Source organism: Thiothrix winogradskyi, assembly GCF_021650935.1.
GTDB classification, from domain to species: Bacteria; Pseudomonadota; Gammaproteobacteria; order Thiotrichales; family Thiotrichaceae; genus Thiothrix; species Thiothrix winogradskyi.
This window is the reverse complement of the sequence record NZ_CP091244.1, coordinates 724,886-740,629: the sequence shown is the minus strand read 5'-3', so window position 1 is coordinate 740,629 and position 15,744 is coordinate 724,886. Positions and strand designations below refer to the sequence as shown.

Below are 15,744 nucleotides of genomic sequence, written 5' to 3'. Positions count from 1 at the left end.
TCACCTTTTTAGCTGTCCACATTCCGAGAATTTTTTGGAGCAATGGCAGTGATTGACTTAATGATTTAACTGGTAACTTGTCATGAAAAGAACCTTCCAACCGAGCAAAATCCACCGCGCCCGTACCCACGGTTTCCGCGCCCGTATGGCAACGGCGGATGGTCGTAAAGTATTGAGCGCCCGCCGTGCTAAAGGCCGTGCACGCCTGATCCCATAAGATTTCCATAAGATTTTGGATGCAGGTCACTCAGGAATAACAGGCTTTCCGCGTGAGGTGCGCCTGACTCGTGGGGTTGAATTCCAACGGGTATTCCAGCACGGTAAACGCCTGCACGCTAATGGTCTGAATGCCAGAGCCGCCGCTAACAACGTCGGCTTTCCGCGTTTAGGGATGGCGATAGCCAAAAAAGCCTTACGGCGGGCGCATGAGCGTAACCGTATCAAACGCTTGGTGCGGGAGAGCTTTCGCCACCATCAGACTAGCCTTCCAGCGGTGGATCTGGTGATTATGTGCCGTGCCGAGGTGCTGACAATGAGTAATACTGACATTTTCCAGCAACTGGAAGGTTTATGGTTGCGCCTGCACAAGCTATACTCTGCCGGTCTGGGCAACCCCAATGAAATTGCCCTACCCTAACCGTCAATAACCGGATTGCTTTACCCATGGATTCGCAACGTCCCTTCCTGTATCTCACCCTGCTTTTCATGTTGTTCCTGATTTGGACTACTTGGCAACAGGATCATGCCCCTAAACCGCCTGCAACCGCCGCTAGCACTGTGACTAGCACCGCCAATGGCGGGGCTGCTGCCCAACAAGATGTACCGACGCAAGGCAATGTCCCTGCGCTGCCAACGCAAACGGGTGTACCGGGTACGCCGCCTGCTGCGGATGCGACTGGTGGCGGGCAAGTATTGACTGTGCGTACCGATACGCTGGCATTACGCATTAATACCCGTGGTGGTGAAGTGCTGGAGGTCGACTTACCGACGCATCCCGTGAGCTTGGATACGCCTGATAAATTGGTACGGATTCTCGATAGTACCGGGCGCAATTACGTTGCCCAGTCTGGGTTACAGCATCTGAATGTAGAGGGTCAGGATGTTAAAACCCTTGCTCCTGACCATTTGGCTACTTATACCTCGCCACAAACCGAATACACGATGCCCGAAGGACAGGATGAGTTGGTCGTCCCGCTGACATGGCAGGGTGCTAATGGTGTTACTGTTACTAAACGTTTCACGTTCAAACGTGGTAGCTTCCTCGTTAATGTTGAGCATGAAATTAACAACGCTTCCCCCTCAACCTGGAGTGGTACGGAATACCGTCAGCTCAAGCACGGGCATGTGGATAGCACGAGTTCATTATTCGGCATCTACGCTTATACCGGCGGTGCTTATTACCGTGACGGGGCTTACGGCAAGCTGTCTTTCGGTGATATGCAAGACAAAAACTTGAATGAGACCGTGACCGGCGGCTGGGTAGCCATGCAGGAGCATTACTTCCTGAGTGCTTGGATTCCACCGCGTGATGAAACCAGCCAGTATTACAGTATGGTCAACCAAGTACAGGGTACTAAAGGCTATGTGCTGGGGATGCGTAGCCCGGTTTTACAAGTGGCACCTGGGGCAACCGGCAAGTTCAACACCGGTTTTTATGTGGGGCCAAAAAATCAGGATATTCTTGAAGGCATCGCCAGTGGTCTGGATTTGACCGTTGATTACGGTATTTTCGCCTTCATTTCCAAGCCGATTTTTTGGACGATGCAGGTCATCCACAGCGTGGTGGGTAACTGGGGCTGGACGATTATTTTCTTGACCTTGTTCATTAAGTTGCTGTTCTTCTACCCTTCAGCCATGAGCTATAAGTCGATGGCAAAAATGAAGGCGGTTGCTCCCAAGATTAAGGAGATCAACGAGCGTTTTGCGAATGACGCGCAAGGCAAGCAAAAAGCCATGATGGACATCTACCGCAAGGAAAAGATTAATCCGCTGGGTGGTTGTTTGCCGATTTTGATCCAGATTCCGGTCTTCATGGGCTTGTACTGGGTACTATTGGAAAGCGTGGAATTGCGCCAAGCACCCTGGTTGCTGTGGTACAAAGACTTGTCGATTATGGATCCGTACTTCGTGCTGCCATTGATTATGGGTGCGTCGATGTGGGTACAGCAAAAACTCAACCCGCCACCGGCTGACCCGATGCAGCAGAAAATCTTCCAGTTCATGCCGATTATTTTCACGGTCATGTTCCTGTGGTTCCCGGCTGGTTTGGTGCTGTACTGGGTGGTCAATAACGTGTTGTCGATTGCTCAGCAGTGGTACATTAACAAGAAAATTGTTGGGCACGCCTAACTACCCCTCACCCCAACCCTCTCCCTCAAGGGGAGAGGGAGTAAGAGAATGTTTCATGTGGAACAATCCTGACACTATCGCTGCCGTAGCCACGCCACCGGGGCGTGGTGGGGTTGGGATTATTCGGCTTTCCGGCAAGCTTGTTCCTGAGCTTGCCGTTGGTATCCTCGGCTCTCTGCCCTCCCCGCGTAAGGCGGTTCACCGTTTGTTCAAGGCTGCCGATGGCGCGGCGTTGGATGACGGTATTGCACTGTATTTCCCTGCCCCGCATTCATTCACGGGTGAAGACGTGTTAGAGCTGCAAGGGCATGGCGGCACGGTGGTGCTAGATATGCTGCTCAAACGTTGCGTGGAATTGGGTGCGCGGCTGGCTCGCCCCGGTGAGTTTTCCGAACGCGCTTTCCTCAATGACAAGCTGGATTTGGCGCAAGCCGAAGCGATTGCCGATTTGATTGATTCGGGGTCGGAACAGGCAGCGCGGTCGGCATTGCGTTCCTTGCAGGGGGAATTTTCCGCTGCGGTGAATGTGTTGCTCACGGGCTTGATTGAATTGCGGGTGTATGTGGAAGCCGCGTTGGATTTTCCTGATGAGGAAATCGACTTTCTCGCGGATGTCGCGGTGACTAACCGACTGGAAAGCATTAAACAACAATTGCACACGATTTTCCTGAAAGCGCGGCAAGGCAGCTTATTGCGTGACGGAATGCATCTGGTGATCGTGGGCAGACCGAATGCGGGCAAGTCGAGTTTGTTGAATGCGCTGGCTGGGCAGGAAACCGCGATTGTCACCGAGATTGCTGGCACGACCCGCGATGTGTTGCGCGAACGCATTAACCTTGATGGAATGCCGCTGCACATTGTCGATACGGCTGGCTTGCGCGAGAGTGATGATCCGGTGGAAAAGATTGGTATTGAGCGTGCTTGGGCAGAAATTGCCAAGGCGGATTTGATCCTGTTGCTGGTGGATGATACCCGTCATGACGAACCGGAAAACGCGGACATTTTGGCACGTTTGCCCCCTCACCTGCCACGCATTACCGTCCACAATAAAGTGGATTTGAGTGGCAAGCCACCCGGTAAACAAGGCGAACACCTGTATATTTCCGCCAAACAGTCGTTGGGAATTGATGCCTTACGCGCTGAGTTGAAAACGCGGATGGGTTATCAGGGCGAAGCGGAAGGTACCTTCATGGCGCGGCGGCGGCATTTGCAGGCATTGGCAGAAACGCAGGCGGCGGTGGAACGCGCTGAGTTGCAGTTGCGCGAGTTTAACGCGGGCGAATTGATGGCGGAAGAGTTACGGGTGGCGCAAGATGCGCTGGGGCAGATTACCGGACGGTTTACGCCGGATGATTTGCTGGGGGAGATTTTTAGTTCGTTTTGTATCGGCAAGTAACCATGCAAAACGTCGCATTACCCCCTCGCGAAACCCTCACTATCGAATTCAAAAGTGACCGCAAGAAACTACCCGATAGCGATTTGCTGGCAGCAGTGATTTGCCTTGCCAATACCGAAGGTGGCGAACTGTGGCTAGGTGTTGAAGATGACGGTACGCCTACTGGCTTGCACCCCGACCACCAGATGGCAAATGCGTTAGTTGGTCTGATCGCTGCCCGTACCTCCCCTTCGCTGGCTGTTAGGGTGGAGGTTATGGATGTGCAAGGCATCCGTGTTGCCCGCATCAGCGTACCCCAAGCCCATTCGGCAACCGCCACCACCGCAGGTGTTTATTTACGGCGGCGGCTCAAGTTTGACGGCGCTCCCGAATGTGTCCCGCTGTTGCCGCATGATTTCATCAGCCGCTCGACCACCTTGGGTCAGTTGGATTTGTCGGCCCAGCCGGTGCAAGGGGCGCAACTCAGCGATTTTGACCCGCTGGAACGTGAACGTTTGCGCCAGAATATCCAGCATTACGGTGGCGACCGGATATTACTGGAACTGGATGACGAAGCCTTGGACGGCGCATTGGGTTTGACCCGCCGCACCCCTGACGGTAGCCGCATACCTACCCTGCTGGGATTATTGTTGCTGGGGCGCGAGGCCGCCTTACGCCAGTTTGTCCCCACCCACGAATTGGCGTTTCAGGTGTTGGAACGTGAGTCCGTGCGTTTCAATGAGTTCCGGCGTTTCCCGTTGCTGAAACTGTTGGATTGGTTGGAAACCAGTTTTCGCCCCTTTAACCCAGAACGTGAGCTGCAAGTGGGTCTGTTCCGCGTACCCGTGCCGCAGGTCGATAGAGCGGCATTCCGTGAAGCCATCGCTAATGCCATTATTCACCGTGATTACACCCGTTTGGGTGCGGTGCATGTGCGGCTGGATGATGAGGGTTTAACCATCAGCAATCCGGGTGGCTTGGTGGAAGGCGTAACACTGCATAACCTGCTGACCACCGAACCCCGCCCGCGCAATCCCGCCTTGGCGGATGCCATGAAGCGGATTGGTTTGGTGGAGCGTTCCGGGCGTGGTGTGGATTTAATCTACCGGGGGTTATTGCGCTTTGGTCGTCCGCAACCGGATTACCGGCGCACCGATACGGTCAATGTTGTGCTGAAGTTGAGTACGGCGGAAGCTGACCTGAATTTCCTGAAAATGGTAGTTGATGAGGAAAGCCAGCGTGGCAGCCAGTTACCGATTGATAGCCTGATCACCTTGGCAGTGTTGCGCGAATTCAGGCGTATCACCAGTGAAGAGCTGGCACAGCATTTACAAAAAGACCTAGATCAGGCCAAGCGAGTGCTGGAAACCCTGCATGAGGCAGGGTTGATCCAAGCGCATGGCGTTACCAAAGGTCGCTCTTATACGCTATCGGCTGGGTTGTATCAGGCATTGGGCGATAAGGCTGCTTACACGCGCCAAGTCGGTTTTTCCAGCTTACAGAATGAGCAACTCATTTTGAATTACGTGGCGCAACACGGGCAAATCAGCCGCAGTGAGGCAATGGAGCTATGCCGATTATCTGAAGGGCAAGCCAAAGCTTTGCTGAGAAAGCTAACACAATCAAAGCAGTTACAGATGAAAGGTGCGAGTATTGCTACTTTTTACACCAGGTCGGATGAATGCGGATGAATGCGGATGAATGCGGATGAATGCGGATGAATGCGGATGAATGCGGATGAAATCCATGTTGTCATAAATGACGCTTCATGTTTGCTGCCGTGAGGAACCCCATGCCAGCCAAATCGGCAATTGGATCCGCCAGACGGTGACGGAGATTAGATAATTGTTACGGCAAGTAAAAAGTATTGCTGCTTTCTTTACGCTGATGACAATGCCAAAATGTGTCGACAATCCACCAAACGAGACACGCAGACCTTATGGAACGTAAAGAACCCGGTCATAAAGAACGTGGCGCTGACAAAGTAGCCCGTATCCCCATCAAGATTGAACCAACCACCGAATTCCGCCGCAAACCGGCATGGATCAAAGCCAAAGCGCCGACCACCCCGGAAGTCAAACGCCTCAAAGCGATTTTGCGCGAGCAAAAGCTGCACACGGTGTGTGAGGAAGCCGCCTGCCCCAACCTTGGCGAATGTTTTACCCACGGCACGGCAACCTTTATGATCATGGGCGATATTTGCACCCGTCGCTGCCCCTTCTGCGACGTATCCCACGGCAAACCGCTGCCGTTGGATGCCGATGAACCGCTGAATATGGCGGAAACCATCCGTGCGATGAGCTTAAAATACGTGGTGATCACCTCGGTTGACCGCGACGATTTGCGTGATGGTGGTGCGGAACATTTCGTTCAATGCATCCAGAAAGCCCGCGAATTGAATCCGGCGCTCAAGATCGAAATTCTCACCCCCGATTTTCGCGGGCGTATGGAGATTGCCCTGCAAATTCTCGAAACAGCCCCGCCGGATGTGTTTAACCACAATATGGAAACCGTGCCGCGTTTGTACAAACAATCGCGCCCCGGTGCGGATTACCAATACTCGCTGAATTTAATCAAGGAATTCAAACGCCTGTTCCCAGACATTCCCAGCAAATCCGGCTTAATGCTGGGCTTAGGCGAAACCAAGGAAGAAGTCATTGAAACGCTGAAAGACCTACGCGCCCATGACTGTGACATGCTGACCTTGGGGCAATACTTGCAGCCCAGCCGCCACCATTTGCCGGTAGACCGCTTTGTTACCCCGGATGAATTCGCGGAACTTGCCGACATTGCCACGGCAATGGGTTTCACCAAGGTTGCCAGTGGGCCAATGGTGCGCTCTTCCTACCACGCGGATCAGCAAGCCGCCGGTACGTTTGTCGGCGCATGAACGTTGTCACCAGCCGCACGCTGGAATTCCTGTTGTTGCCGCCCGGCAATTTGGTGGTGTTTGTATTGTTGGCGTTGTTGCTTTACCGCTGGCGTGGCGCAATGCTGACCGTGTTATTCACTGGTATCTTGCAAGCCGTGGTGTTGAGTCTGCCAGTGGTGGCTGAAAAGCTCATGGTGGGTTTGGAACAGCAATACCCGCCTGTGCCGGAACTCTGGTTACAAGCGCCCTTGCCGGAAGCGATTGTGATTTTGGGGGCAGAGCGCAATCTCGAAGCCAGCGAGTATGCGGGGCGCATGAGTGCCAGTACCGAGCTGGAGCGCCTCAATTACGCCGCGCATTTGCACCGCAAAACAGGCTTACCTATTTTGTTCTCCGGCAGTGATCAGGATGTGAATTTTATGCGTGAGGTGCTGGAAAATACCTTCCAAGTGCCGTTGCGCTGGCAGGAAAACCAAAGCCACACGACATGGGAAAATGCCGCCTTCACCGATCAAATACTGGCAGATGCTGGGATTCGTTCGGCGTGGGTCGTGACGCACGCTTGGCACATGCCGCGTGCCATGCAAGTGTTTGCGGATCGGCAGGTGCAGTATTTTCCCGCTTCCTTGAGTTACGGTTCAAGCAATTTCTGGCGGCATGAATGGTTATGGTGGGTTCCGCAAACCAATGCGCTGGCTCGCAGCCAAACAGCCCTGCACGAATGGTTTGGGCTGCTGGCGTATGAGTTCAGGTATTAAGCGCTTACGCCAAGGCTTGACGCTGTTCAGGGCTGAGTAAAAACGCGGCGGGCGAGAGCAAACTGTCCGGGCTGTTGCGCATCCCCATGCGGATGAACACCATGACCTTTTGCGCCATGTTTTCTGCCGGATTCAGCACATAACATTCCGCTTCGCGCCGATGCAACAGCACCCCGCTTTGGATCAGCATTGCCAGCAAGGTTTTCAGGCGTGACTCTTGTTCCACCACGCTAAACGGAATCCCCACTTGCTGGGTTTCCCCTTCCAAATGCAGCGGCTGAATATGGCTGATTAAGGTGCGTAACGGTTCGGCGGGGTCGGCGTCATCGGGGGATGCCATCTGGCTGCCCACCAATAAACGGGTCGCAAAGTTTTGCACTTCCGGTGAGTTCAGGGGGATTTCATGCTTGTGTTGCCGATAACCCGGCGCTTTATCGAATTGGAACGCCGCTTCTTTGCGCAGGTGGAACAGCTTCATGAAAAACACGGCGATTCCCAATAAGCCGTCGTAAATGCTTTGGAATATCGGTTTGCCGGGGCTTAACAAGTAATAACGCACAATCCCCAAAAACAGTGCCACCAAATCAAATACTGCTGCCCAGATGATCCCCACGATTACGCTGATTGAGTAATCGTCAGGTGTTAACAGGGTTGCCAGCGCTTTTTCCACCGGGTTTTGTACCTGACCCAAATCCTGTTTGAGCAATTGGGTTAACGCGGTACGGCTGTCATCGGCATTGGTCAGGGCGCGTAGTTTGGCAATTTCCACCAGCAAACTGTCGCGCAAGGCTTCATCACTGACGGTGGCTAATTGTTGATTTACACGGGTAAGCTGTTCGCGCATGGCTGTAAAGTTTTGCTGGGCGGCAGTTTGTGCGGTGACGGCTTGGTCGTGAGCATCGACCTTGGCGTAATAATTAGCGCCTTTGCCCGGCCCTAAACCGGAACGCCCGCCGCTTTTGGCTTCTTCATCCACCAAACGTTGGGTTTCCGTTACCTTGGCTTCGGCATCGCTCAAAAATTGTTGTTCGACTGCCAGCACATCGCTAAGGCGGGTGGTGAGGGTCGCTTTCAAGCCGGTATCCACGGTGTGGGCGGTGTTATACCCCGGCAAACTGCTGTTATAAATGTAGGTATACGCGCTTACGCTGGATAACAGCAACGCAGCGGCATACACCACCATCAGCGATAATTTGCCGATACCGTGCACATAAGGCAGCGCTAACAGCGCGATAGCAATCGCAAACTGTACGGCGACGGCAAATAAAATGGCGTAAACTTGCTCTTCCAGATACAAATACGCGCCAGAATACGTAAAAATGCCATTGGCTGCCGCCAGAAAAATAATAAACAGCCCAATCAAAAAGCTCATGGTTTTGAGTTTGAAACTGGGTTCGGGTGGATGTTGAGTGAGTTGTTTCATGCAGCAAACCTTCCTCGCGTCATGCGGTGCGCTTTCAGTATTAGTATTTTCTAATGTTAGGCTTTTCTTATTTACCACACTCGGTGGTAAATAGATACAGTTTGTGTAAAAGTTAAAACCCGTCACACGCAAGTGTTTCAGAAAGCAGCGGAAAAATTTCGCGGAAACAGCTAAACTCGTGGGGCAATCCGCACAGGCTCATTATCGAAGGGAGTTATAATGGCTTTTGGCAAACTGACGATTGACTGGCGTAGTACGCTGGCAGCGGTATGGCGTTCCAACCGGCATTTCCTCAAACCCATCAGGAATGTGGATTTGGTGAACCCTGATACCTTGCAAGGCATTGATGCGCAGAAAGATGCTCTGTTCCGCAATACCGAGCATTTTTTGCGGGGCAAACCGGCCAGCCATGCCCTGCTCTGGGGTGCGCGTGGCGTGGGTAAATCTTCGCTGATCAAGGCGGTGCTAACCCGTTACCATACCTATGGTTTGCGCATGATCCAGATTTCCAAAGATGATCTGAACGTGTTGGTGGATATTACCGATGAAATTGTCGACTCTCACCACCGTTTCATTATCTATTGCGATGATCTCACCTTCGATGAAGGTCAGGGCGAATACCGCATGTTAAAAAGCACGATGGAAGGTACCTTGGAAAAGCCACCTGAAAACGTGTTGATTTACGCCACTTCTAACCGGCGGCACATGATGCCGGAGCAAATGTCCGATAATCTTGCCACCAGTATGCTCAACGGTGAAATTCACCCCGGTGAAGCCATTGAGGACAAACTCTCGCTGGCGGATCGTTTTGGCTTGTCACTGCCTTTCCACTCCATGAATAAAGACATTTATCTGGAGATAGTGGACAAACTGTTTAAAGGTCGGGTACAAGATGCAGAGTTGCTGCACCAAGAAGCATTGGCTTTCGCGATTGAACGCGGTGGTCAAAGTGGGCGCACCGCACGGCACTTTTTCAACCATTGCCAGACAGGTTTAAATTAGATGTACGCTCAGAAGTTTTCTACTGCGTTATTAGGGCTTGCGGTATTAGCACTCGGCCTCAATGGTTGTGCGACTACCTCAGAAACCAAAGCATCCCCCACGGAAGCCAGCGCAACGGCTGCCCCGGAAGCGGCAGCGAAAGCTGAACCAGTGGTCGCACCAACAGAGGCTCTTCCAGCGCAAGCTGAAGCAGTGGTTGCGCCAGCAGAGGTTGCTGCTCCGAGCCTTTCTCAAAATGAGCTGAATAAACAACTCTGGGATGCGGCACAAACGGGTAATACCGACAGTGTGCGTAGTTTGCTGGAACAAGGTGCCGACCCCAGCACTGCTACCGCATCGGGTGAAACGGCATTGCACGCGGCAGTTGCCGCAGGCGCGTTACCGGCGGTGATGTTGTTGGTCGGCAAAGGTGCCGTTATTAATGCGACAACGGCTACCGGCTGGACACCGTTGCACCATGCTGCCCGTTTTGGGCGTGCCGATATTGCCAATTACCTCATTAAACAAGGTGCTGACCCTAAAGCCCTTACTGCTGGCACTCCAGCAAAAACTCCGGTACAAATGGCGCTAGACCAAGGCGACCTGCGTACTGCACGTATCCTAGGTTACTGATTAAATGCTTATTGAGGACAGTATATGAAATTAACAACCGTATTGTTAACACTTGCCATACTATTGGGGCTGGGCGCGTGTACCCAGGAAACCCAAAATAAAATCGGGCGTGAAATCAACAACTGGACAGGGGTTAGCGGCGTGCTGGAAGTGTATGCCGGTGATAAACTGGTCAGACGTTTCATGAAGATTGATAAATTAACCACTGCTGCTGGTACGACTGGTGGCGTTGATCGCCCTTTCCGCTTTGGCTATGGCATTATGGATGCCAACCTCAACGGTGTTGTGGATGCGGGTGAGAAGAAAGTTTACTTTGAATTCAGTGACTATTCGACTTCCTATGTCTTCTTTGAGAACCCATCCTGAGAGCAGCCATGTTACGCACTCGCTTAAGTACTGGTTTATTGTTAGTGCCACTGTTGCTGAATGGCTGTGGGACGGACAGTTCCGCGCCGCAACAAACGGCGGCTCAACAGCAATCGAAGGGTTCTTCTGCTGAAAAGCTACTCGATCGTTATCCCGTTACCGATACCAGTGCGGGTGCTATTCAATTAGGAATGCTGTCGACTGACATTCCGGCGGCTATGCCGGGTGTCACGGTTGCTGTTGAGCCAGACGGTGATGGTATTGAGTGGATGTCGCTGACAATGAATGGCGAACACCTCATGAATATCATGCTGGATCGCAGCACCCATACTGCTAATCTGATCCGCATCCTTAGCCCGCGTTTCGTCACGGCACAAGGGGTAAGGGTCGGTGAAAACCTGCAAAGTGTGGGCGAAAAATTGGGGGGGTTGAAAGAAATCCAGTGGACTGAAATCGAATCCCGCGAGTTTGCCACCTTCAATAACGCCCCGGTGACGATGGTGTTTCAAGTCATTGCTAACGATGGTCCGGCGGGGGTTTACCCTGGTGGTGAAGCGATTACCAATATTGCCGCGTCGTCTGCTACCGTCCATTCCATTTGGTTGATGGAAGACTAGCCTCTACTTTTTCTTGGCACGTGGGTGTGCCTTATCATACACCGTCGCAAGGTGCTGAAAATCCAAATGCGTGTAAATCTGGGTGGTGCTGATGTCAGCATGACCCAGCATTTCTTGCACCGCCCGTAAATCCCCCGACGATTCCAATACATGACTGGCGAAGGAATGGCGCAATTTGTGTGGGTGGACGTGCTGTTCCAAACCTTGTTGCAAGCGCCAGTGATTCAGACGGAATTGCACACTGCGTGGGTGCAAGCGCGTGCCGCGTTTGCTGACAAACAAGGCCGGTTCGCCGTGTGCTGCCAACATAGCCCGCTGCTGCACCCACTTGGCTACTGCGGCTAATGCCGTGCGCCCAACGGGTATGTAACGTTCTTTATTGCCTTTGCCGAGCACGCGTACTTGTTGCTGGCGTTGATCGACATCGTGAAGATCCAGCCCCACCAGTTCTGCCAAGCGTAACCCAGAGGAATACAGCAATTCCATCAAAGCACGATCGCGCACGGCTAAAATATCGTCCGACTCGATGTTCAACAGCCGTTCCAAGGTATCGGCATCCAAAGTGTCGGGCAATTTGCGGGCATGTTTCGGCGATTGCACATCCACGACCGGGTTATTTTCGATCAGATTTTCGCGCAATAAAAACCGGTAGAAACGCCGGATCGAAGACAGCTTGCGTTGCAGGCTTTTGCCCGACAAGCCTTTGCGGTGTAGGTGACTGATCCACTGGCGGACTTGCCAAGTTTGGATGGTCAGCGGGGAGGGTACTTCAGCCGCACCTGCCTGTTGTTCCAGCCATGTGATGAAATCGTTTAAATCGTGTTCGTAACTGCTGACTGTGCGCGGTGAATAGCGTTTCTCACTGAACAAATGGTGGTGATAACGCGCCAGAATCGCATCCAGAACCTCAGGTAGCGCCACCTAAGACCCCATCTCAACGGTATGCAAGGGCGGTTCCAGATAACGCGCTAACGCACGTGCTACCAGCCCGCCGAGTTGCCCAATGAATAATGTGCCCATGCCGGGGTAAAAACGGGCTTCGTTTTCGCTGCCCAGTGCCAGCACTCCGATTTCACGCGCTTCAAATAAGGGAATCAACACCGCTGATTTAATGGATGCCCCCTCGTCGCCAAACAAAAATATTTGCTGGCGCGGGCGTAAACGTCCACACACTGGCTGGCGTTTGCGGAACAGGGTGGAGAGTTGCTTGAGGTATTTATCATCGGGGTCAATGAAGTGGAGACCATCCCGCGTGCGCCCATGCCCGATCAAGCGTAACACCACATTGTCGGCTTTAAAGTCACCGCGCAGCATATTGTTACAGGTTCCCACCACATCATCGAGGCTGTCACAGGTCATCAATTCCAGCGCCAAATGATGCAAGCGGGCAATCACGTGCTCACTGTCACGCGCCGCTTTCAGCATGTCGCTTTGACGTTCCTGCAATTCACGGTACTGGTCACGCTGGCGTTGCACCAAACGTTCCAGCAGCGACACTGCCCCGCCGGTATGCAAATGTGGAATGCTTAAACCATCCAGCACGTCTTCATGTTCACGAAAAAAATTGGGGTGCTGGCGCAACCAAGCTGCTACCTGCTCGGCGCTGATGCCCTGATCACCCTGTCCATCTGCTGTTTTCATAGGTTAAGAGTTCCCTTGAATACCGTTACTGCCGGGCCGGTCATCGCTACCGGCTGTCCTTCACCTTGCCACTGAATCCGTAACTCGCCACCGGGTAAGCTGACGCTAACGTGCTCAGCCAACAAGCCCTGCAAGCGCCCGGCAACCACGGCGGCGCACGCCCCGGTTCCACAAGCCAGTGTTTCGCCACACCCGCGCTCGAACACCCGTAAACGGATGTGGTCACGCGCCACCACTTGCATAAAACCGACATTGACCCGCTTGGGAAAGGCGGGGTGGCTTTCCAACAAGGCACCTAAGGTTGCGACGGGGGCGTTATCCACATCTGCCACTTGCAGCACAGCATGGGGATTGCCCATTGATACAGCCGCTAACGCAAGGCTTTCACCAGCCGCGTCCACAGTATAAAGTGTTTGCTGCCGAGCGGAAACGAACGGTATTTGTGCAGGTGCTAATACCGGCACACCCATGTTCACCGTTACGTGTCCATCGGCTTGAATGTATAACACAATGCGCCCGCTGGCAGTCATGACCGGGATAGTGGTATGGCGAGTCAAACCTTGATCATACACGAAACGCGCAAAACAACGCGCCCCATTACCGCATTGTTCCACCTCACCGCCATCAGCATTGAAAATACGGTAACGGAATTCCGCATCTTCGCCCGCGTAGGCTTCTACCAGCAATAATTGATCACACCCAACCCCGAAATGGCGGTCAGCGATGTGTTTAATTTGTGTGGTACTCAAGTTTACCCGCTGATTAATCCCATCCAGCACCACAAAGTCATTGCCTAAACCCTGCATTTTGGTGAAATGAAGCTCGCCGCCTGCCATACCGAATTTCCTATTGACGAAAGCATTAGTATACAAACATATAGCGATACAGCAATTTTGGTGATATGTTACATCACTCAATTTTTCGGATCGCATCACATTAATCGCAAGATCAGGAGAGGAACTATGTCTGATTTTAAACAAGAACTTGACGCTCGCGGCTTAAATTGCCCACTGCCCATTCTGCGCACTAAAAAAGCCATTAACGGCTTGGCTTCTGGCGAAATCCTGAAGGTCATCGCTACTGACCCAGGCTCTGTCAAAGATATGGAAGCTTTTTGCAAGCAAACTGGCAATGCAATGATTAGCAGCAGCGAATCTGGCGGCGACTACACTTTCATGATTAAGAAAGCGTAATGGCAGTAGGGGCGAAAGATTTTTCGCCCCTGCGTTAGTAAGTTATCCCAATGCCTGACGATCCCAAATTTACCAAAATCCGCTCAGAACTCGATCTACGCCGTTCCCGGCATCTTTACCGCAGTACCCGCGTCGCCGATTCCCCGCAACAACCCCAGCGCCATATTGACGGCAAACCCTTATTGACGTTTTGCAGCAATGATTACCTTGGGCTGGCCAATCACCCTGATGTTATCCATGCATTCCAGCAAGCCGCGAATACTTACGGTGTCGGCAGTGGTGCGGCGCACTTGGTGAATGGGCATTCCCGCCCGCATCAACAGCTTGAAGAGGCGTTAGCGGCGTTCACGGGGCGGGAACGTGCTTTGCTATTTTCCACTGGCTATATGACCAATCTGGGCGTAGTCAACGCGCTCCTGACCGGGCGTAATGACCTGGTGTATGCCGACCGTTTGAACCATGCCTCGCTGGTCGATGCGGCGTTGTTATCCGGTGCAAAGCTGATCCGTTACCCGCACAATGACACCACCAGCCTCGGCAAACGCCTGATGGCGCAAGACGCTGAGTCACCCACCCAACTGATTCTCACCGATGGCGTCTTCAGCATGGATGGCGATGTTGCCCCACTTGCCAAACTTGCCTCGATGGCACGGCATCATGACGCTTGGCTGATGGTGGATGATGCCCACGGGTTTGGCGTATTGGGCAATACTGGCGCGGGTTTGGTGGAAGCCGCCGGGTTGAGTCAAGACGACGTACCCATTCTCATGGGAACCTTAGGCAAAGCACTGGGGACAGCAGGCGCATTTGTCGCGGGTAGTCACGACTTGATCGAATACCTGATGCAAACCGCCCGCACTTGGATTTACACCACCGCACAACCGCCTGCGGTTGCCGCTGCCACTTTAGTCAGCTTGCAACTGGTGCAAACCGAAAGCTGGCGACGCGACCATTTGCGCACCCTGATTCAGCAGTTTCGCAGCGGTGCGGCACAACTGGGTTTGCCGTTAATGCCGTCTGATACCGCGATTCAGCCGATTGTGGTGGGCAGCAGCGAGCAGGCGTTAGCAATGAGTCGCAAGCTGGAGGAACGGGGGATTCTGGTGACAGCCATCCGCCCGCCCACCGTGCCGTTAGAAACCGCACGGTTGCGGGTTACATTGTCGGCGGCGCACACGACCGAAGATGTGGAACGTTTGCTGGCTGCGCTGGGGAAGTTTTAGCTTTTCGTGCCACCAAATTTCCCGAATAGATCCACCCATTGCTTAAATATATCCGCATTGCCTGCGACACCCGGCTTGAAGAACGTTAGTGGGTCGAAACCTTCCACGCCTGCCTGCATTTTTTGCAGCATTTGTGCCATGACTTCGCGGTTGAATTCCTGTACATCGGGCAAGCCCATGAGGCGGCGCAGTTCTTCGGGGGTCATGTCGACGTTAACGGTGATATTCATAAGTTACTCCCTTTGTTGCAATGCACTCATTCTGCCATAAAACCATTGGTCGCGTTTATATTGCCTATACTCTGTAAAACACT

18 protein-coding genes are annotated in these 15,744 nt (G+C 52.9%); 13 read left to right on the top strand and 5 right to left on the bottom strand.

Going from position 1 to position 15,744, the window contains the following annotated elements:
- Positions 1–82 precede the first annotated feature (82 nt).
- The 7 genes from rpmH to L2Y54_RS03895 all read left to right on the top strand — a co-directional run bounded on the left by rpmH (position 83) and on the right by L2Y54_RS03895 (position 7,354).
- Positions 83–217, top strand: a complete 135-nt coding sequence (rpmH, locus tag L2Y54_RS03925; RefSeq protein WP_002708931.1) for a 50S ribosomal protein L34 — start codon at positions 83–85, stop codon at positions 215–217.
- A gap of 15 nt (positions 218–232) precedes the next feature.
- Positions 233–637, top strand: coding sequence for a ribonuclease P protein component (gene rnpA, locus L2Y54_RS03920; protein WP_236499941.1), 405 nt, complete (start codon positions 233–235; stop codon positions 635–637).
- 26 nt (positions 638–663) lie between these two features.
- Entirely contained in the window at positions 664–2,349 is a 1,686-nt protein-coding gene (gene yidC, locus L2Y54_RS03915) for a membrane protein insertase YidC (RefSeq protein ID WP_236499938.1), read from the top strand.
- A 55-nt stretch (positions 2,350–2,404) separates the two neighbouring features.
- Positions 2,405–3,745: a tRNA uridine-5-carboxymethylaminomethyl(34) synthesis GTPase MnmE gene (gene mnmE / locus L2Y54_RS03910; RefSeq protein ID WP_236499936.1), complete on the top strand. Its 1,341-nt coding sequence runs from the start codon at positions 2,405–2,407 to the stop codon at positions 3,743–3,745.
- 2 nt (positions 3,746–3,747) lie between these two features.
- Positions 3,748–5,415 (top strand): ATP-binding protein, encoded by a 1,668-nt coding sequence (locus L2Y54_RS03905; RefSeq protein WP_236499934.1) that lies wholly within the window; start codon positions 3,748–3,750, stop codon positions 5,413–5,415.
- Positions 5,416–5,663: 248 nt separating this feature from the next.
- The gene (gene lipA / locus L2Y54_RS03900; protein ID WP_236499932.1) at positions 5,664–6,614 is read left to right on the top strand and encodes a lipoyl synthase; all 951 of its coding nucleotides are present in this window, start codon (positions 5,664–5,666) and stop codon (positions 6,612–6,614) included.
- Complete coding sequence (locus L2Y54_RS03895) at positions 6,611–7,354, top strand: YdcF family protein (protein ID WP_236499930.1); 744 nt, start codon at positions 6,611–6,613, stop codon at positions 7,352–7,354. The genes lipA and L2Y54_RS03895 overlap by 4 nt, the downstream gene beginning before the upstream one ends.
- A gap of 4 nt (positions 7,355–7,358) precedes the next feature.
- Here L2Y54_RS03895 and L2Y54_RS03890 read toward each other — a convergent pair whose 3' ends face one another.
- Entirely contained in the window at positions 7,359–8,777 is a 1,419-nt protein-coding gene (locus L2Y54_RS03890; protein ID WP_236499928.1) for a DUF4407 domain-containing protein, read from the bottom strand.
- Positions 8,778–8,996: 219 nt separating this feature from the next.
- Between L2Y54_RS03890 and L2Y54_RS03885 the strand changes: the two genes are divergently transcribed.
- The 4 genes from L2Y54_RS03885 to L2Y54_RS03870 are packed head-to-tail and all read left to right on the top strand — an operon-like array spanning position 8,997 to position 11,374.
- Positions 8,997–9,779, top strand: a complete 783-nt coding sequence (locus L2Y54_RS03885) for an ATP-binding protein (protein ID WP_236499927.1) — start codon at positions 8,997–8,999, stop codon at positions 9,777–9,779.
- Complete coding sequence (locus tag L2Y54_RS03880) at positions 9,780–10,391, top strand: ankyrin repeat domain-containing protein (protein ID WP_236499926.1); 612 nt, start codon at positions 9,780–9,782, stop codon at positions 10,389–10,391.
- Positions 10,392–10,415: 24 nt separating this feature from the next.
- Positions 10,416–10,757 carry a hypothetical protein gene (locus L2Y54_RS03875; protein ID WP_236499925.1) on the top strand — a complete coding sequence of 114 codons (342 nt, stop codon included), beginning with the start codon at positions 10,416–10,418 and terminating at the stop codon, positions 10,755–10,757.
- Between the two features lie 8 nt (positions 10,758–10,765).
- Positions 10,766–11,374 (top strand): hypothetical protein, encoded by a 609-nt coding sequence (locus L2Y54_RS03870; RefSeq protein WP_236499924.1) that lies wholly within the window; start codon positions 10,766–10,768, stop codon positions 11,372–11,374.
- Positions 11,375–11,377: 3 nt separating this feature from the next.
- Here the strand turns inward: L2Y54_RS03870 and xerC are convergent, their stop codons facing one another.
- Genes xerC through dapF form a run of 3 tightly spaced genes read right to left on the bottom strand, consistent with a single transcriptional unit; the run spans position 11,378 to position 13,851 of the window.
- The gene (gene xerC, locus L2Y54_RS03865) at positions 11,378–12,295 is read right to left on the bottom strand and encodes a tyrosine recombinase XerC (RefSeq protein ID WP_236499923.1); all 918 of its coding nucleotides are present in this window, start codon (positions 12,293–12,295) and stop codon (positions 11,378–11,380) included.
- A complete protein-coding gene (locus tag L2Y54_RS03860; RefSeq protein ID WP_236499922.1) occupies positions 12,296–13,015 on the bottom strand; it encodes a DUF484 family protein in 720 nt (239 codons plus the stop codon).
- Positions 13,012–13,851 carry a diaminopimelate epimerase gene (gene dapF / locus L2Y54_RS03855; protein WP_236499921.1) on the bottom strand — a complete coding sequence of 280 codons (840 nt, stop codon included), beginning with the start codon at positions 13,849–13,851 and terminating at the stop codon, positions 13,012–13,014. Before dapF ends, L2Y54_RS03860 begins: the two co-directional genes overlap by 4 nt.
- Positions 13,852–13,977: 126 nt before the next feature.
- On the opposite strand from dapF, the gene L2Y54_RS03850 reads away from it, so the two are divergent.
- Both L2Y54_RS03850 and bioF read left to right on the top strand, forming a co-directional pair.
- Entirely contained in the window at positions 13,978–14,208 is a 231-nt protein-coding gene (locus L2Y54_RS03850; protein WP_236499920.1) for a sulfurtransferase TusA family protein, read from the top strand.
- Positions 14,209–14,258: 50 nt separating this feature from the next.
- Positions 14,259–15,431 (top strand): 8-amino-7-oxononanoate synthase, encoded by a 1,173-nt coding sequence (bioF, locus tag L2Y54_RS03845; RefSeq protein ID WP_236499919.1) that lies wholly within the window; start codon positions 14,259–14,261, stop codon positions 15,429–15,431.
- Here bioF and L2Y54_RS03840 read toward each other — a convergent pair.
- Positions 15,428–15,661 carry a DUF6489 family protein gene (locus L2Y54_RS03840; RefSeq protein ID WP_236499918.1) on the bottom strand — a complete coding sequence of 78 codons (234 nt, stop codon included), beginning with the start codon at positions 15,659–15,661 and terminating at the stop codon, positions 15,428–15,430. The two genes, bioF and L2Y54_RS03840, sit on opposite strands and share 4 nt — an antisense overlap.
- Between the last annotated feature and the right edge of the window lie 83 nt (positions 15,662–15,744).